12 protein-coding genes and 1 pseudogene are annotated in these 18,409 nt (G+C 51.5%); 10 read left to right on the top strand and 3 right to left on the bottom strand.

Annotated elements, in window-relative coordinates:
• Window positions 1–648 precede the first annotated feature (648 nt).
• The 7 genes from ACDC99_RS08260 (at window position 649) to clpB (ending at window position 11,693) form a co-directional block, all read left to right on the top strand.
• A complete protein-coding gene (locus ACDC99_RS08260; RefSeq protein WP_370756550.1) occupies window positions 649–3,228 on the top strand; it encodes a YfhO family protein in 2,580 nt (859 codons plus the stop codon).
• A gap of 30 nt (window positions 3,229–3,258) precedes the next feature.
• Entirely contained in the window at window positions 3,259–6,138 is a 2,880-nt protein-coding gene (locus ACDC99_RS08255) for a bifunctional fucokinase/fucose-1-phosphate guanylyltransferase (RefSeq protein WP_370756549.1), read from the top strand.
• Window positions 6,139–6,169: 31 nt separating this feature from the next.
• Complete coding sequence (locus ACDC99_RS08250; protein WP_042518364.1) at window positions 6,170–6,991, top strand: GSCFA domain-containing protein; 822 nt, start codon at window positions 6,170–6,172, stop codon at window positions 6,989–6,991.
• A gap of 230 nt (window positions 6,992–7,221) precedes the next feature.
• Window positions 7,222–7,611: a CD225/dispanin family protein gene (locus ACDC99_RS08245; RefSeq protein ID WP_302962368.1), complete on the top strand. Its 390-nt coding sequence runs from the start codon at window positions 7,222–7,224 to the stop codon at window positions 7,609–7,611.
• Between the two features lie 14 nt (window positions 7,612–7,625).
• Window positions 7,626–8,006: a DUF2752 domain-containing protein gene (locus ACDC99_RS08240; protein WP_022316606.1), complete on the top strand. Its 381-nt coding sequence runs from the start codon at window positions 7,626–7,628 to the stop codon at window positions 8,004–8,006.
• A 306-nt stretch (window positions 8,007–8,312) separates the two neighbouring features.
• The gene (locus ACDC99_RS08235; RefSeq protein ID WP_022316605.1) at window positions 8,313–8,663 is read left to right on the top strand and encodes a TM2 domain-containing protein; all 351 of its coding nucleotides are present in this window, start codon (window positions 8,313–8,315) and stop codon (window positions 8,661–8,663) included.
• Window positions 8,664–9,104: 441 nt separating this feature from the next.
• On the top strand, window positions 9,105–11,693 hold the full coding sequence (clpB, locus tag ACDC99_RS08230; protein WP_288763129.1) for an ATP-dependent chaperone ClpB: 2,589 nt from the start codon (window positions 9,105–9,107) through the stop codon (window positions 11,691–11,693).
• Window positions 11,694–11,944: 251 nt separating this feature from the next.
• Here the strand turns inward: clpB and ACDC99_RS08225 are convergent, their stop codons facing one another.
• Entirely contained in the window at window positions 11,945–12,697 is a 753-nt protein-coding gene (locus tag ACDC99_RS08225; RefSeq protein WP_288763130.1) for a helix-turn-helix domain-containing protein, read from the bottom strand.
• A 39-nt stretch (window positions 12,698–12,736) separates the two neighbouring features.
• Here ACDC99_RS08225 and ACDC99_RS08220 point away from each other — a divergent pair, with 39 nt between their 5' ends.
• The 3 genes from ACDC99_RS08220 (at window position 12,737) to cysS (ending at window position 17,034) form a co-directional block, all read left to right on the top strand.
• On the top strand, window positions 12,737–14,131 hold the full coding sequence (locus tag ACDC99_RS08220) for a TolC family protein (RefSeq protein ID WP_370756548.1): 1,395 nt from the start codon (window positions 12,737–12,739) through the stop codon (window positions 14,129–14,131).
• 246 nt (window positions 14,132–14,377) lie between these two features.
• Window positions 14,378–15,268: a YitT family protein gene (locus tag ACDC99_RS08215; RefSeq protein WP_044079767.1), complete on the top strand. Its 891-nt coding sequence runs from the start codon at window positions 14,378–14,380 to the stop codon at window positions 15,266–15,268.
• Between the two features lie 275 nt (window positions 15,269–15,543).
• Complete coding sequence (cysS, locus tag ACDC99_RS08210) at window positions 15,544–17,034, top strand: cysteine--tRNA ligase (RefSeq protein ID WP_044071807.1); 1,491 nt, start codon at window positions 15,544–15,546, stop codon at window positions 17,032–17,034.
• A gap of 132 nt (window positions 17,035–17,166) precedes the next feature.
• Here the strand turns inward: cysS and trhA are convergent, their stop codons facing one another.
• Window positions 17,167–17,817: a PAQR family membrane homeostasis protein TrhA gene (gene trhA, locus ACDC99_RS08205; RefSeq protein ID WP_042518375.1), complete on the bottom strand. Its 651-nt coding sequence runs from the start codon at window positions 17,815–17,817 to the stop codon at window positions 17,167–17,169.
• 303 nt (window positions 17,818–18,120) lie between these two features.
• A pseudogene (locus ACDC99_RS08200) lies at window positions 18,121–18,365 on the bottom strand (IS1380 family transposase); the annotation flags it as partial.
• Between the last annotated feature and the right edge of the window lie 44 nt (window positions 18,366–18,409).

The following is an 18,409-nucleotide window of genomic DNA, read 5'->3' as shown; positions in this document are numbered from 1 at the left end:
TTTTTTATAAGGTGTCTTTTGCTTGTTTTTAATTCGCAATAGCTCGCTATTACTCATTAAAAGCCAAACAAAATCCACTCTTCTAAAATAACAAAATCCAAGCAAGCCCTAATAACCGATTTGGGTTAAAATGGGCAACGTGCTTGCCCAAGTGGGGCAACGTGCTTGCCCATCATGGGCAACGTGCTTGCCCCTGTTGGGCAGATTTGCTGTAAGGCGTCTGCCCAATAAGCTAATGTTGTAACACCCATATTCCTGTTTTCAGGATTCTGCCAACGCATACAATTCCTGTCGTCTGAATTCCTTTCATCTGATAATTCTTTTCACCTGACAATTCTCTTTTCATCAGCAAACCATCCAGACAATAGGCTGACAATTGCCTGGCAGTCAACTGTCTGATTGCCAGAATATTACGATAAAAAACCAGACAATCTGACAGTTTTTCAGAAATTCTCGTTTTTGCTAAGAATCAGCGATATGGGCAACTTTTGCTCATGTCGACCAACTTAAATTAATTCAGCCAACGGGTAATCATAATATATAATTTTGCAATGCAAAGTTCAACTTTCCATTTCCCGATACCTGTAATTCATTTGTTTTGTCTAAATTTGCAAGCGAATACAAGACAATAAACAATTTATAGCTATAATGAAAAACTGGAAACAATATCTGCCGGACGTGCTGGCAGTGCTGCTCTTTGCAGTGATTTCTTTCGCCTATTTCTTTCCTGCCGACATCGACGGCAAGGTGCTCTTCCGCCACGACTCCCAAGCCGGAGTAGGACTCGGACATGAAGCACAGGAATATCGTGACCGCACCGACGGCGACATCACTCGCTGGACGGGATCCGGATTCTGCGGTATGCCGACATATCAGATTTCACCGGCATACAAGAGTCTCACCACGCTCACCGACATCGTAGACGTGTATCATCTGGGACTGCCCGAAAACGTGTGGTATCTTTTCGTCTACCTGCTCGGATTCTATATCATGCTCAGGGCGTTCAACTTCAAGACCTATCTTGCGGCGCTCGGTTCCGTGGTGTGGGCATTCTCCAGCTATTTCCTCATCATCATCGCTGCCGGACATATCTGGAAGGTGATGGCACTGGCATATCTGCCGCCTATGATAGGAGGTATTGTGCTGGCATACAGAGGAAAATACCTCTGGGGACTCTTCGTCACGGCACTCTTCACGGCATTTGAGATATTTGCCAACCACGTGCAGATGACATACTATTATCTCTTCATCATCTTCTTCATGGTAGTGGCATACCTCGTTGACGCCATCCGCAAGAAGCAGATGGCACACTTCCTGAAAGCCACCGGAGTGTGTGCCCTCGGTGCCCTCATCGGAGTGAGCATCAACCTCAGCAACCTCTACCACACCTGGGAATACAGCAAGGAGTCGATGAGAGGCAAGAGCGAGCTCGTGAAGCAGCGCTCAGCCAACCAGACCGACAGCGGACTGGAGCGCGACTACATCACTCAGTGGAGCTACGGAGTGGACGAGACATGGACGCTGCTCGTGCCAAACACCAAGGGAGGAGCCTCGGTGCCATTGGCGCAGAGCGAGACGGCGATGCAGAAGGCAGACCCACAGTTTATGGAGGTATACCAGCAGCTCGGACAATACTGGGGCGACCAGCCAATGACCAGCGGACCGGTGTATGTGGGAGCCTTCGTGCTGATGCTCTTCTTCCTTGGAGCCCTGATAGTGAAGGGACCTATAAAGTGGGCGCTCGTGGCAGCCACCTATCTTTCCGTGATGCTATCGTGGGGACATAACTTCATGGGACTGACAGATTTCTTCATCGACTATATGCCGATGTATGCCAAGTTCCGCACCGTGGCGTCGATACTCGTCATCGCCGAGTTCACCATCCCGCTCCTCGCCATGCTCGCCCTGAAGGAATTAATAGAACACCCGGAAGTGTTGCAGGAGAAACTCACCATGCGCGACAAGCTGCCGGTTACGATATTCGTGTCGTGGCTGTCAGTCTTCGCCCGCAAAAAGCGCGACTATATCCTCATCAGCTTCCTTATGACGGCAGGAATTGCCCTCGCCTTTGCATTGATGCCTACGGCATTCTTCTCCGACTTCGTGTCGCAGAACGAGATGCGCGCTCTCTCGCAGATACCTCAGGAATATCTCAATCCGCTGCTCGCCAACCTTCGCCAGATGCGTATCGCCGTGTTTACGGCAGACTGCTGGCGCTCGTTCTTCATCATACTCATCGGCAGCGCCTTCCTCATGGCTTTCATATACAGGAAACTCAATGCCAAAGCCATGGTAGGACTCATCTGCGTGCTCTGTCTCGTTGACATGTGGCAGATAGACAAACGCTATCTCAACGACGGAATGTTCGTGGAGAAGAGCGTGCGCGAGAATCCTATCCAGATGACAGCTACCGACAAGCAGATACTACAGGACAAGACCGAGTGTGGCAACTACCGCGTGCTCAACTTCGCGTCGAATACCTTCAGCGAGAACGAGACGTCATACTTCCACAAGAGCCTCGGCGGATACCATCCGGCCAAGCTACGCCGCTATCAGGAGATGATAGAGCGCTATATCCAGCCGCAGATGCAGAAGGCTATGACGGCAATCGTTGAGGCCGGCGGAGACATGACAAAGGTGAACGGCGACAGCATCTATCCTGTGATAAGCATGCTAAACGCCAAATATTTCGTGATGCCGCTCAACGGCGGACAGACAGTGCCTATCATGAACCCCTATGCCTATGGAGTGGCATGGTTTGTGGATAAGGTAAGCTTCGTAGACAATGCCAACCAGGAGATGGATCTTATGGCGAAGATAGACCTGCGCCACGAGGCTGTGGCAGACAAGAAATTCGCACGGCAGATAGGCAACGCCACGAAGCAGGACGGCAACTCGCTCGTCACCATCACCTCATATCAGCCAAACGAGCTGACCTACGACGTGAACTCCGACAAGGGTGGAGTAGTGGTGTTCTCAGAGGTGTACTATCCGGGCTGGACAGCCACCGTTGACGGACAGCCGGTAGAGATGGGACGGGTGAACTATATCCTGCGTGCCATCAACGTGAAACCGGGCAAACACAAGGTGGTGCTCACCTTCAAGCCAGCCACGGTGACTACCACAGAGACCATTGCCTATATAGGATATTCACTGCTCGTCGTAATCCTCCTGCTGCTCGTATATAGAGAATACAGAAGACGCAAGGCTGGCAAGACAGAAGCGTAGAAACCGAAACTGACAAACTATAGATCTAAGATGAAGAAACTATTGTCACTTCCGCCAAACTTGGTGGACTGCTTTCATGATATCACCGGATACGACAGGAAGGAGTGGTTCTGCTCCAATGACCCGGTAGGGAAGAAACTCGGTTCGGGAGGCGGCACCACATGGCTGCTGCAACAGGCTTATGCCGCCGATGCCGCCGGAAAGACCTTCGACGAATGGCTTTCTGCCGACAGACGCCTTATCCTGCATGCCGGCGGACAGAGCCGACGGTTGCCTGCATACGCCCCGTCGGGAAAGATTCTGACGCCGATACCCGTGTTTCGATGGGAGCGCGGACAGAGACTGTCGCAAGATCTGCTCTCGTTGCAGATACCGCTATATAAGCAGATAATGGATGCAGCGCCACGCTCGCTTCACACTATGATAGTGAGCGGCGACGTGTATATCCGTGCCACCGACCCCCTGGGCGACATACCCGAGGCAGACGTGGTGTGCTACGGACTATGGCTCGGACCGGAGATAGCCAAAGACCACGGCGTTTTCGTGTCGCGCCGCGACAACCCCACAGAGATGGAATGCATGCTCCAGAAGCCATCGGTGAAGACTCTGGGCGAACTTCTCAACACCCACCTCTATCTCACCGACATCGGCATCTGGCTGCTCAGCGACAAAGCTGTGAAGATGCTCATGAAGAAATCGCTGAAGAATGGCGACCTGACAAGTGGCGATATAATCAACTACGACATGTATTCAGAGTTCGGCTGCGCCCTCGGCGACAAACCGACGTCGCCAGACAGTGACCTGGCCGACCTCACCGTCGCCGTGCTCCCGTTGCCGGGCGGCGAGTTCTACCATTATGGCACGAGCCACGAGATACTCTCATCCACGCTCGCCATACAGAACCTCGTGAACGACCAGCGCGAAATCATGCACCACTCCCTCAAGCCGCATCCCTCACTCTTCGTGCAGAATGCTGAGAGAGACTGTCAGCTGACGGCAGAGAACCAGAACATCTGGATAGAGAACAGTTGGGTGGGCAAGAACTGGACTCTCACCCGCGAGAATATCATCACCGGAGTGCCGGAGAATGACTGGAGCCTGCATTTGCAGCCAGGACAGTGTGTTGACATCGTGCCGGTGGAAGAGAACGGATACGTGGTGCGCCCCTATGGATTCAATGACAAGTTCCGTGGCAATCTCTCCGACCCATCAGTGGAATACCTCGGAATGCCATTCACGCAATGGGCTGCAGAGCGCAACATAGATATAAACTGCATCGACGGAAAAGAAGACCTGCAGTCTGCCCGCATATTCCCAGTGGTATACGATACCTACGGCATGCAGCTGCTGCTGCGCTGGATGATAGACGGCAGACAGGAGCTCAGCGAGGAGGAACGTGATGAAGCTCTCGCTCTCTGGCAGGAGGCACGCCGCCTCAGTGCTGACGACATCTCTAACGAGGCAGACCTCGAACGCCTCACCAGACAGCGCAACGAATTCAGAGCGTCGAGCTGGGCATCGGTGGCAAAGAACTATCGCCACAGCGTGTTCTATCAGGTGGACCTCAGCGATGCCGCAAAGGAGTTTGCCCTCTACGGCATCCCGGCTCCGGAACCTATTGCCGACTCCGCTCCGCTGCTGACGAGGATACACGACAACATGTTCCGCTCAGAACTGTCGAGACGCTGCGGCGACACTTCTGGTTCGGCGGAATTTGAAGAGAAGGCTTTCGCCCTTCTCCGTCAGGGGCTCATCGCTCCGCAGGCCGCCGTGAAGCAGCAGCCACGCATGTCGGTATATGCCGACCAGATAGTGTGGGCACGCAGTCCGGTGAGAATCGACATCGCCGGCGGATGGACCGATACGCCGCCATATTGCCTGATGGAAGGCGGAAACGTGATAAACCTCGCTATAGAACTCAACGGCCAGCCGCCGTTGCAGACATACATCAGGCCCTGCAGCGAACCGCATATCATACTGCGGAGCATCGACCTGGGAGCCTCTGAGCAGATAACGACATTCGAACAGCTCGCTGACTTCAGACACGTGGGCAGTCCGTTCTCCATCCCCAAGGCAGCCCTCGCCCTTGCCGGATTCCTTCCGGCATACGCCGTGGAGCAGCACAATACGCTGAAAGACCAGCTGATGGCATTCGGTTGCGGAATAGAACTGACATTGCTCTCTGCCATCCCTGCCGGCAGCGGACTGGGCACGAGCAGTGTGCTCGCCGCCACAGTGCTTGGAGCCTTGAACGACTTCTGCGGACTCTCCTGGGACAAGGGAGAGATAGGCAGGCGCACTCTGGCATTGGAGCAGATGCTCACCACCGGTGGAGGCTGGCAAGACCAGTTCGGCGGAGTGCTCGAAGGAGTGAAACTGCTGCAGACGGAGCGTGGCTTCAACCAGAACCCTACGGTGCGCTGGTTGCCGGGCGACCTCTTCACCCGCAATGAATACAAGGCTTGCCATCTGCTGTACTACACAGGAATCACACGCACGGCAAAGACCATCCTCTCGGAGATAGTCAGACGGATGTTCCTCAACCACAGTGGAGAACTCGCTATGCTCAGAGACATGAAATGCCATACGCTCGACATGTATGACGCCATACAGCGTGCCGATTTCCAGCGCATGGGAGGACTGATACGCAAGACCTGGACGCAGAACCAGGCGATGGACAGCGGTACCAATCCCGACAGTGTGAGGGCGATAACGAATATGGTCGACGACCTCTGCCTCGGCTACAAACTGCCGGGAGCCGGTGGCGGCGGCTATCTGTATATGGTGGCAAAAGATCAGGAAGCGGCAGCCCGCATCCGCAAGATAATCAATGAGAACCGTCCCAACGCCAATGCCCGCTTCGTTGACATGACGCTCAGCGAAACCGGTCTGCAGGTGAGCCGCAGCTAAGTGAGGCTCAAAGATAAAATCATTGGATGATATGATATTCAGAACAGAAGTAGACATACCAAAGCCGACATTCAGCATAGAGCCATTGGAGCAGATGCTGTTTGTCGGCTCTTGTTTCGCCGACAATATCGGGCGCCGGTTTGCCGACGAAAAATTCCGTGCCGTGGTGAACCCCTACGGCGTGATGTATAATCCGGTGAGCATCCTGCACACCGTGCGCCGCTTCGCCATGCCGTTGCAAGCTGACAGCTACGACCGTCTGGTGTGCGTCTTCACCCTCGGCACCAACCACGTATATCGTCTGCGAGAGACCGGCGAGATTGTGGACAACTGCCAGAAGCGTCCGCAACGCCTCTTTCAGGAAGAAGAACTCACCATCGACCAGTGTCGGGATGCCCTCGCCGAGGCAATAGGTATTCTCCGTGGCGTATGTCGGGACCTGAAGGTGATAGTGACCGTCAGTCCCATCCGCTATGCCAAATACGGATTCCATGGCAGTCAGCTATCCAAGGCGACACTGCTTCTGGCTGCCGACAAACTCTGTAGTGAATACGACTGCTGCAGCTATTTCCCGGCCTATGAGATAGTGAACGACGAACTGCGCGACTATCGCTTCTATAAGGAAGACATGCTCCATCCCTCGGATCAGACCGTCAGCTATATCTGGGAGCGCCTTTCGTCCCTATATTTCAGTGCTGCCACCAATGTATTTCTCAACCGCTGGCGCCCCATCCGTGAGGCTCTCGGCCATAAACCCTTCAATCCCGACAGCGAAGAACATAAGCTCTTCGTGCAGCGCACTCAGCAGAAAATCGCTGACTTGAAAAAGGATTATCCGCTGCTTGATGTCTAACCACCAAACGGCCTGATGACCTCTATTGTGTTGTTTTTCTGTTGTTTATTGAAAAAAATAAGTCCGGGGTTAATCATTTTGCATTTTTTTATGTACTTTTGTAATTAGAAACAAGAAAGAGCACCGTCGCAAGTCAAAAGAAAGGAATGGTCATGGCGGTGGATGCCTTTGAAGAGGCAATAAGATTGTTTCGAGTAATTTCCCCATAAACCAACTAAAACCCATCAGTTATGGATCAGAACTATCAACCACAGCAGCCTAATCAGCAGTATAATAACGGTTATGGTAACAACAACGGCTATCAGAACAATGGCGGCTTCCAGAATAATGGTGGCTTCCAGAATGGCTTCGGCAACGGCAACATGCCTCCAAAGCCAGACAACAATATGGTGCTTGCCATCCTCGTCACTTTGTGTTGCTGTCTGCCCCTCGGCATCGTAGGTATCGTGAAGGCAAGTCAGGTGAACTCACTCTATATGGCAGGTCAGTATCAGGCTGCCGTGGCATCAGCTGCCGACGCCAAGAAATGGAGTATGATAGGACTTATCTCCGGATTGGTGATTAATGTAATTTCGTTCATATTTTATTTCATGGCAGGTATGTGCAGTGCAATGATGTAGAGCAAAACTGACAGGTGGCATACTCCAAGCGTATATATATAATAATAGGTATAACAGCGGTCATCCTGGGCGGACTGTTTCTCGTAGACCCGTCTAACGCTGTCTACGCTCCCAAATGTCCGATGAAACTCATCACCGGACTGAGCTGTCCCGCCTGTGGCATACAGCGCTTCCTGCATGCTCTGCTCCACGGCGAACCGATGGCGGCGCTGCGCTATAACTATTATCTCGCCTTTTCGCTGCCATACGCCCTGCTCTTCATAGTGGAGTGGGCGATGCCGCATGGCAAGAGGCGCGATGCCTTGGCCAGGGTGATAGAACACCGCTGCGTGGTGTGGTTCTATATCATCACCTTCTTCATCTGGATGATAGTGAGAAACATCCTTGGCATTTGACGACCATATACATATCCCCCTTGTCTACTCGTATCTTGTCACCTTGTTTACAGCCAAAGCAAATTGAAAGCCTGCGAAACTTTAAACCCAAATCGGTCATTAGGGCTTGCTTGGATTTTGATTTTTTAGAAGGATGGATTTTGTTTGGCTTTTAATGAGTAATAGCGAGCTATTACTCATTAAAAACAAGCAAAAGACGCCTTATAAAAAGCAAAAGACTGCAAGCAGTTATAAAATATTACATTGAACGGCCTAATGACCGTTTTGGGTTAAAATATTATATTCACCCGATAACCCTCCTGTGATATGGACAGAAATCAGATAGACCAGCTGCTTATGGTATACGGCAGCAAGATTCCCGCAAACATGTATCCGATGGTGAAGAGCCGTCTGGAGACAATGGACAGCAATACCGCCAACGTCGCCTTCATGCAGATGAAAGACCCCACCATCAGTCTGCTGATATCAATATTCCTTGGCGGCTACGGCATCGACCGTATGTATATCGGCGATGTTGGTCTCGGTGTCATCAAGCTGCTCACCTGTGGCGGATGTGGAGTGTGGTGGCTCGTCGACCTCTTCCTCATCATGGACAAGACCAAGGAGAAGAACGCCCAACTGCTGCTAAACGGCGGTATGATGGGCAACGGATTCTGATCTGTCCCGGTCAATGGATTTATGTCGAAATTGGGCACGGGCGTTGCCCATTTTCCGGTGGTTTACTATCTTTTTCTAAGGTCGTGGTGTTTTATATCAGCAAGGCAAAGCCATGACACAAAAGAACTGAAACCTTGCAGATGAAAGGTCTGCCTATTGCAGATTGGTAGAATATACCCTGCTTTCTGACTATTTGTCGGTTGGCGGGGCTTTTTTTATGCCTGATAGTCAGAGACTTCTGCCGATTTGTCGTGCTTCTTCGCGTGGTATGCCCTTTGCGCTATCGGTAGCGAACAGAATGAACAAAACCCGAATCGGTCATTAAGACTTGTTTGGATTTCACATCTTTAGGATATTATCTCAAACGGCCTGATGACTGTTTGATGTTAAGGTAAAAAGAATCAGGATAAAGAATAATAACAAAAGAAAGGAGATAAAAATATGACATTCGACAAGTTTACAATCAAGGCGCAGGAGGTGGTGCAGCAAGCCGTCAACACCGCGCAGCAGAACGGTCAGCAGACTATCGAACCTGTACACATCCTCAAGGGAATACTCCTCAAGGGACGTGATGTAGCCAACTTCATCTTCCAGAAGCTCGGCGTCAACGCACAGCAGATAGAGACCCTTGCCGACCAGGAGATACAACACCTGCCGAGAGTTCAGGGCGGACAGCCGTATCTCTCTACCGACGCCAACAATGTGCTCGCCAAATCGCAGAGCCTTGCAAAGCAGATGGGCGACGAGTTTGTCAGCGTGGAGACGATTCTCCTGGCTGTCATTTCAGATGGAGCCACGGCAGGCAGAATATTGAAAGACGCCGGGTGCACGGAGAACGACATGCGCAAGGCAATTCTCGAATTACGGCAGGGACAGAAGGTGAGCTCGCAGAGCGGCGACGAGAACTATCAGAGTCTCGACAAATACGCCAAGAACCTCGTGGAGCAGGCACGCTCCGGCAAACTCGACCCAGTGATAGGCCGTGACGACGAAATCAGACGAGTATTGCAGATACTGTCTCGGCGTACCAAGAACAACCCGATCCTCATCGGTGAGCCGGGAACCGGTAAGACAGCCATCGTGGAAGGACTCGCCGAGCGTATCGTCAGAGGTGACGTGCCGGAGAATCTGAAAGACAAACAGCTCTATTCTCTCGATATGGGAGCACTTGTGGCAGGAGCCAAATACAAGGGCGAGTTTGAGGAAAGACTCAAGAGCGTAATCAACGAGGTGACCAAGAGCGAAGGCCGCATAATCCTCTTCATCGATGAGATACACACCCTCGTGGGAGCCGGAGGCGGAGAGGGAGCCATGGATGCCGCAAACATCCTGAAGCCGGCATTGGCACGTGGAGAACTCAGGGCCATCGGAGCCACCACACTCAACGAATATCAGAAATATTTCGAGAAGGACAAGGCTCTGGAAAGACGATTCCAGACTGTGATGGTGGACGAGCCAGACGAGATGAGCGCCATCTCAATCCTGCGTGGACTGAAGGAGCGCTACGAGAACCACCACAAGGTGCGTATACAGGATGATGCCTGTATTGCCGCCGTAAAACTCTCAGAGAGATACATCAGCGACCGTTTCCTGCCAGACAAGGCAATCGACCTCATGGATGAGGCTGCAGCAAAACTCCGTATGGAGCGTGACTCCGTGCCTGAGGAACTCGACGAGATTACGCGTAAGTTGAAACAGCTCGAGATTGAGCGCGAGGCAATAAAGCGAGAGAACGACCAGCCCAAGATTGATCAGCTCGACAAGGATATTGCCGACCTGAGAGAACAGGAGAAGCAGTATAGAGCCAAATGGGAAGGAGAGAAAGCCCTCGTGAACAAGATTCAGGAAGACAAGCAGCAGATTGAGAACCTGAAGATTGAGGCTGAACGTGCCGAGCGCGAAGGCAACTATGAGCGTGTGGCAGAGATACGCTACAGCAAACTGAAGTCGCTGCAAGAGGACATCAATGCCATACAGAGTCAGCTGCGCAACGCACAAGGTGCTGAAGCCATGGTGAGAGAGGAAGTCACTGCCGATGATATAGCAGAAGTGGTGAGCCGTTGGACCGGAATACCAGTGACGCGTATGCTGCAAAGCGAGCGTGAGAAGCTGTTGCATCTTGAAGAGGAGCTCCACAAAAGAGTAATCGGACAGGATGAGGCAATCACCGCCGTCAGCGATGCCGTGCGTCGTAGCCGTGCCGGACTGCAGGATCCCAAGAGACCTATCGCCTCGTTCATCTTCCTCGGCACCACAGGTGTGGGTAAGACGGAGCTGGCAAAGGCACTCGCCGAATACCTCTTCAACGACGAGACGATGATGACGCGTATCGACATGAGCGAATATCAAGAGAAGTTCAGTGTGTCGAGACTCATCGGAGCACCTCCAGGATATGTAGGCTATGATGAGGGAGGACAGTTGACCGAGGCAGTGCGCCGCAAACCATATTCCGTCGTACTCTTCGACGAGATAGAGAAGGCACACCCCGACGTGTTCAACATCCTGCTGCAGGTGCTCGACGACGGTAGGCTTACCGACAACAAGGGAAGGACCGTAAACTTCAAGAACACCATCGTGATAATGACCTCCAACCTCGGAAGCCAGTACATACAGCAGGAATTCGAGAAGCTCAACGCCCAGAACCGCCACACTATCATCAGCGACACCAAGCAGAAGGTGATGGAGATGCTGAAGAAGACCATCCGTCCGGAGTTCCTCAACCGTATCGACGAGACTATCATGTTCCTGCCGCTCACGAAGCAGGAGATAGCACAGGTAGTGACGTTGCAGATGAACGCCGTGAAGAAGATGCTCGAGCCGCAGGGCTTCACGCTCAACGTGACCGATGCCGCAATACAGTATCTTGCCGACGCAGGCTTCGACCCAGAGTTCGGTGCACGTCCGGTGAAGAGAGCCATCCAGCGCCTCGTGCTCAACGATCTCTCAAAGAAAATCCTCGCCGAGGAGGTAAGCCGCGAGAAACCTATCGTTATCGATGCCAACGGCGCCGGTCTGCAGTTCAGAAACTGATGCGGGGTATAGGAATGAAACTGATTAATGAATGATAAAGAAAAAAACGGAGTATTGACCACAAAGGCCAGTATTCCGTTTTTTTTTTCCATCCCCAATCAGCCTAATAGCCAAACGGCCATTAGAACTGAACCACAAACAGGCGTCATGATTGAACTTCTAACGGTAATTATGACTAATCCCTGATGTTCATTATGGCTAAACGTTCATTATGGCTAAACGGGGTAGATGACCGTTGGGGAGTATTGGCGTCAAGTCCTTTTGGGCGCTTCGCTCTTGACAAACTGCATGGGAGTCATTCCCGTGTGTTGTTTGAAATAGCGGCAGAAGAACGAGAGATCGCTGAAATTGTATTCACCAGCCAACATCTTCATCGACGTGTTGCCGGAGCAGAGCGATAGCTTCAGTTGCATAACAACATATTCGTTTATCAGCGCCTTCACAGTGTTGCCCGTTATCCGCTGCGCTATAATGTTGAGATATTTTGGAGTGATGTTCAGCAGTGAGGCATAGTATGTCACATCGCGCGAATCCTTGAAATGAGTCTCGAGATACATCATGAAGAGATTGAAAAGTTCCCTTACCCTCGGACTGCCCTCTTCGGGTTTGCGCTTCTGCGGAAAACGGTAGATATAGTCGTAGAACCCTACGAAGAAAGCCTTCAGCTGGAGAAGCACGAGTTGGTCGAGACACATACATTCAGGCTGGTCGAAATAAATCTTAAGCAGTGAGAACATGTCGTTTATGATGTTGGTCACTATAGGTGATTCCGTGCGGCAACGGTCCGCCCGCAACTGGGAATAGACAGTCTGCTCCATCTGCAGACTCGCCTCGCGTAGCAGTGTCGCATTGTATTCCAATACCTCCACACTGAAGTCCTCGCTCCTCTCCGTCAGTGTCACCATGTCGTTGGGAAAGAGCGTTAACACCGATCCGGCGCTGAGCTTCCACATTGAGAAGTTCACGCGTATCGAGGCGCTGCCCGTGCGGCATATCATTATCATTCCGCATTACAATACACACAGAAATATTATTATCAGTTAATGAAAAGAAGAATTATTTGCTGTGCCGTCGTCGCAATGATGATGGCACAGCATGCCACAGCCCAGACGCCACAGCGCAAGATTACCATCGGAGAGCTGTTCACTCTGGTGGAGAGTGGCAGCAAGACGCTGAGAATGCAGAAAAGCGGAGTGGATGTTTCAGCACGGGGAATTGAAGAGGCAAAAAGCAAGAGGCTGCCCGATGTGGGTGCTTCACTACAGCTGAGCTACAACGGAAACGTGGTGATGACCGACCGTGATTTCGGGAATGTAAAAGGATTCTCGCAGCCACATTTCGGAAACTCCTTCGCTCTTGAGGCACAGCAGGTGGTGTATGCCGGAGGAGCCATCGATGCCAGCATCCGACTCGCCGAACTCCAGAAGAGCATGAGTGAGAATGCCGTGGCGCAGACACGCAACCAGCAGCGTTTCCTCGCCCTGGGGCAGTATCTCTACCTCTATAAACTCGACAACGGCATAAAGGTGTATGAGAGCAACATTGCGCTCACCGAGAAACTCATTGCCGACATAAATACCAAACAGCAGCAGGGCATGGCGCTGAAGAACGACGTGACGCGCTACGAACTGCAGATGGAGCAGCTGAAACTCGGCAAGAGGAAACTCGAAGACCAGAAGAGGATCCTGAACCATCAGCTCTGCAATACCCTCGGTCTCGAAGGCGTGATGGTGGAGCCGGAGGTGGACCTCGACAGAATTGGCGATGCCGGCATCAAGGAGGCAGACCTGCAGAACACTGCAGCCATGCAGTCGCCCGTCATACGCCAGTCGGCGCTCGAGATGCAGGCATCAGACCAGCAGCTGAAGCTCGCCAAGAGCGAGATGATGCCAAAGGTGGCTCTCGTGGCGTCGGAGAATTTCATGGGCGAACAGCTCCGCCTGCCACTGGTGTGGCGCGGGTTCAGCTATGCCGTGTTGTGTATAGCCTTCATGTGGTGTCTGCATGAAATAATGTCGTTCGAGCATTTCTTCCAGGCGCTCGCCGTGTTCAATGTCCTCCATATGTTCGTGGGAGGACTCGTGGGAGCTTCGCTCCATGCCCGAGGGATGAAATACTATGTTGGTGACGGCTTTGCACGCTGCTCCGGCTATATCGACAGCGTGAGGATGTCGGCACGTCATGCCGACTTCCCGGCTATGATGGAGAGCATCACCCAGGGATTCATGGCGCAGAGCATCAAGATACTGTTCGGCTGGACGCTCATCGCCGCCCTGTTCTTTGCCATATTGATGCTCTTGTGGGACATCCCAATGGTGCGCCGCCCTGTGAAACATATCCCTGACTGGCCCAAGGTGGGTATGGGAGTGCTCCGCGGTTTCCATCGCCAACAGCGTCTCAAGGAGCTGCGCCGGCAGCGCCGCCTCTCTCAGGTATAGAGCTATTGTGGCATGATGCCGCGCAGCATTCCCTATATGCCCGGAAAACGGCTGTCGTGGCCTCTATATAATCGGTGACACTATATAAATCATAAAGGATGGCGGAGAAGAAAATCTACCATCCTTTTTTCTTGTTTTAATTTGGACGCTATCTCTTTTCTCTATATCTTTGCACTGGAAATTGCCGATACCCTTCGGCTTATGCCATGTTACACACATTTAAACAAAATAAAATTCTTTCTAACGATGAGCATTAAAGCATCAGCAGCTAAACTGCGAATTGACCGTGAACAGATTAAGGACTTCATGTTCTTGACCCTTGGCGTGATTATGTACGCCTTTGGTTACACAGCATTCATCTTGCCTGAGAAATTTGTGATGGGAGGCGTGTCGGGTTGCTCGGCACTTCTTTACTATGCATGGCATTTCCCACCAGCATATTCAATCTGGCTCCTCAACTTTGTCTTGCTTGGCATCGCCATCAAGACATTGTCAAGACAATTCATCGTGCGTACCGTGTTGGGAGTTACGATATTGTCTATCGTAGTGGCTGTTTTCCAGCCATTCTTCGCTGCGCATCCTGTAATCACAGCCGGCGAAGACAGATTCATGCACCTTCTTATCGGAGCGGTGCTCGGTGGTGGCGGACTCGGTCTTATCTATTCACACAACGGTTCTACCGGTGGTACCGACATCGTTATCGCCATGCTCAACAAATATTTCCGCATGAGCTTCGGAAGAGCGATGCAGTTTGTGGATATCACCATCATTTCTTCCAGCTACCTGCTCTTCCACAGCACCGAGACAATCGTATATGGTGTGGCTTTCACGCTGATTGCCAGCTATATGTGCGACTATGTGGTGAACGGAGCAAGACAGACCGTGCAGTTTATCATCATATCAAGAAAATACCAGGAGATTGCCGATGTTATCAACAACAACGTGCGCCGCGGTGTTACCGTGGTTGAGGGCAAGGGATGGTATTCAAAGAATGAGGTGAACCTCCTCGTGGTGATGGCTCGCCGTCATGAGTCGCAGGATATATACAACTATATCAAGAAGATTGACTCCAATGCACTTGTGTCGCAGACCAACTGCCAGGGTATCTTCGGCGAAGGCTTTGACAATATAAAATAATAGAGATATACCCTCGGGAACGAGGGCAGCCTCAAGGCTTTGCCCATATCCCGCGGATTGACATAATAGCTGGGAACTCTCTCTCAGTAAACGGGTTGGCAAGTAAACAAGGACCCTGAACCGGATTCTGCAATGCAGCGGCCGGTGATGTTCCTTGAGAGGATAAAAGAATATCCTTGTTTACTCGCCAACTCGTCAATTCGTTTTCTGACGGAAGGTCTGGCTACAGTACAAGAGACAAGGAAAAAAGATTATAACAACAAATACACAATGATATGGAACAGAGACTTTTGATTTATAATACTCTGACAAGAAGGAAAGTGCCGTTCGAACCATTGCATGCCCCCAACGTGGGAATGTATGTCTGTGGACCTACTGTTTATGGAGATCCACATCTGGGACACGCTCGTCCTGCTATAACATTCGACCTCGTATTCCGCTATCTCAAGCATCTCGGCTACAAGGTGCGCTACGTAAGAAACATCACCGATGTGGGCCATCTGGAGCATGATGCCGACGAGGGCGACGACAAGATAGAGAAGAAGGCACGCCTCGAACAGCTCGAACCGATGGAGATAGCACAATATTACACCAACCGCTACCACGACGCCATGAAGGCGCTCAACGTGCTGCCGCCCAGCATCGAGCCACACGCCTCGGGCCACATCATAGAGCAGGAGGAACTCGTGAAGCAGATCATCGACAACGGATTCGCTTACGAGAGCAACGGCAGCGTATACTTCGACATCGAGAAATACAACAAGAAATACCAGTATGGCATACTCTCACACCGCAACCTCGACGACGTGATAAACGAGAGCCGACAGCTCGACGGAGTGGGGGAGAAGCGCAACCAGGCAGACTTCGCCCTCTGGAAGAAAGCGTCGCCGGAGCATATCATGCGTTGGCCAAGTCCTTGGAGCGACGGATTCCCGGGATGGCACTGCGAGTGTACGGCGATGGGTCGCAAATACCTCGGCGACCACTTCGACATCCACGGCGGAGGAATGGACCTCGTGTTCCCACACCACGAGTGTGAGATAGCCCAGGCTGTGGCAAGCCAGGGCGACCAGATGGTGAAATACTGGATGCACAACAACATGCTCACCATCAACGGACAGAAGATGGGCAAGAGCCTCGGAAACTTCATCACCCTGGAGCAGTTCTTCACCGGCAAGCACCGTCTGCTCGACCAGGCATACTCGCCGATGACTATCCGCTTCTTCATGCTTTCGGCACACTATCGCGGAACAGTTGACTTCTCTAATGAAGCACTGAAGGCAAGCGAGAAGGGACTGGAGAAGCTGCTCAACGGCATCAGTGACCTCGGTCATGTGAACGTGAGCGACAAGTGCGACCCGGAGACAGAGAAGGTGGTGAAGGAGCTGCGCCAGAAGTGCTACGACGCCATGAACGACGATTTCGCCACACCACAGGTGATCAGTTATCTCTTCGAGGCATGCACCGTGATCAACAAGCTCATCGACCATAAGGCAACAATATGCAGCGAGTGTCTCGACGAACTTACTTCCACTATGCACACCTTCGCCTTCGACATCCTCGGACTCAAAGACGAGCGTGCCGACAGCAGCGATGCCCGTGAGGAGGCTTTCGGCAAGGTCATGGATATGGTGCTCGACCTTCGTGCCAAGGCAAAGGCTGCCAAAGACTGGGCTACGAGCGACCAGATTCGCGATGCTCTCAAGGAGGCCGGCTTCGAGGTGAACGACACCAAGGACGGTGTGACCTGGAGACTGAACAAATAAATAAGATAGATAATACAATCTTGGAACTATAAACAATGCGGATTGCTTATCCTGTTGGCAGGAAGGCAATCCGCATTATTGTTTATCCCAAATCTGTCATCAACAGATTAAGCCCTAATGACCGTTTGGGGTTTAAAGGTATTGCATCAATACATCCCAAACGGCGATGATATGGCACACACTGCCGGCGAGGACGAAGAAATGGAATACGCTGTGCATGTATTTGCGCTTGTTCAGACTGTAGAACACGGCACCCGTGATGTAGCTCACTCCCTCAGCGATAATCCATATCACCGCAGCCTCGCTCACATTGTTTATCAGTGGTTTGAAAGCCACGAGGATGCTCAATCCCATACCCACGAAACACGCCGTCTCCAGATTACTGTGGTCCTTCAGTCTTCTGAAACTCATCACCGTGCCCACGATGGCACACGTCCATATAAACACGAACAGTCCCCATCCCCATGCGCCGTCCTCTCTCAGTGCCGTCAGCGTCAGTGGCGAGTAGCTGCCTGCGATATGCCAGTAGATGGCGGCATGGTCCCATTTGCGCAATCTCTCTTTCCATACGCTCCGTGCGCTCAGCGCATGATACACCGTTGAGGCTATATACGAGCATAGCATACCGAAGAGATATAGCGATACGCCAGCCGTAGCCCATGCGTTCTGATGACCGATACAGAATATCAGGAACGCGATGCCTACGCCCACGCCCATCACCACACCACCGAAATGCGACCACGAGTTCCACAACTCTTCCTTATGTGAAAAGTGAATCTTCATTGTTTTCTTTTATTAATTGCTTCTGTTGTGTCTAAAGTTGAAATGTTTCTTGGCTGCTGCCGCAGCTTATCCTGTCAGAAGATGATGCAAAGATAATGCAAGGCGAGATAAGCACAAAGCGAAAGTCTCAAAAAACTTCCTGTTTCCTCTCTTTCGTATATATAAATCTCAAATCCGCAACTAAGCCTTTCAACGTCCTTCTTGCGTGTACACATCCTCTCATATCCCCTTACCCCCACAATGCGACTTGAGGCAATATGCAGTATCATACCCATAAGTTGTAGGCGTTATCCAAAATCTGTCTGAAATGTTTTCTTGCTTCAGCTCCTTTATCGCTCTGAGGATAGTGTCTGAGCTACAAGTGCGAATTGTCGGATGAAGCGAGAGATGGTTCATCAAATGAGTAGTGACATCCTGGGGTACATGAGCCACCACAGAAGTAGATGCTCATGAGAGAACATGACAATGTGGAGTCAAATTGCTCCATGATCCGAAAACATTCCTCCAAAAGGAGTGAGTTTCTCAGATATAATTTGTATCTTCGCCATGTCATATCGTTGAATTCTCTTGCTTATTTTGCGACACTAAGATA

Origin of the sequence: Prevotella pectinovora, assembly GCF_041323955.1 — a bacterium.
In the GTDB taxonomy this organism is placed as follows: Bacteria; Bacteroidota; Bacteroidia; order Bacteroidales; family Bacteroidaceae; genus Prevotella; species Prevotella pectinovora.
Note: the sequence above shows the minus strand (reverse complement) of the source record. Positions and strands in the feature narration are given on the sequence as shown.

What these genes read in the sequence shown, in the direction of transcription:
- ACDC99_RS08235 (WP_022316605.1), top strand. Translation starts at nt 8,313, where the DNA reads ATGGACAGAAATCAGATAGACCAGCTGCTTATGGTATACGGCAGCAAG.
- ACDC99_RS08220 (WP_370756548.1), top strand. Translation starts at nt 12,737, where the DNA reads ATGAAAAGAAGAATTATTTGCTGTGCCGTCGTCGCAATGATGATGGCA.
- trhA (WP_042518375.1), bottom strand. Translation starts at nt 17,817, where the DNA reads ATGAAGATTCACTTTTCACATAAGGAAGAGTTGTGGAACTCGTGGTCG.
- cysS (WP_044071807.1), top strand. Translation starts at nt 15,544, where the DNA reads ATGGAACAGAGACTTTTGATTTATAATACTCTGACAAGAAGGAAAGTG.
- ACDC99_RS08215 (WP_044079767.1), top strand. Translation starts at nt 14,378, where the DNA reads ATGAGCATTAAAGCATCAGCAGCTAAACTGCGAATTGACCGTGAACAG.
- ACDC99_RS08225 (WP_288763130.1), bottom strand. Translation starts at nt 12,697, where the DNA reads ATGATAATGATATGCCGCACGGGCAGCGCCTCGATACGCGTGAACTTC.
- clpB (WP_288763129.1), top strand. Translation starts at nt 9,105, where the DNA reads ATGACATTCGACAAGTTTACAATCAAGGCGCAGGAGGTGGTGCAGCAA.
- ACDC99_RS08260 (WP_370756550.1), top strand. Translation starts at nt 649, where the DNA reads ATGAAAAACTGGAAACAATATCTGCCGGACGTGCTGGCAGTGCTGCTC.
- ACDC99_RS08255 (WP_370756549.1), top strand. Translation starts at nt 3,259, where the DNA reads ATGAAGAAACTATTGTCACTTCCGCCAAACTTGGTGGACTGCTTTCAT.
- ACDC99_RS08245 (WP_302962368.1), top strand. Translation starts at nt 7,222, where the DNA reads ATGGATCAGAACTATCAACCACAGCAGCCTAATCAGCAGTATAATAAC.
- ACDC99_RS08250 (WP_042518364.1), top strand. Translation starts at nt 6,170, where the DNA reads ATGATATTCAGAACAGAAGTAGACATACCAAAGCCGACATTCAGCATA.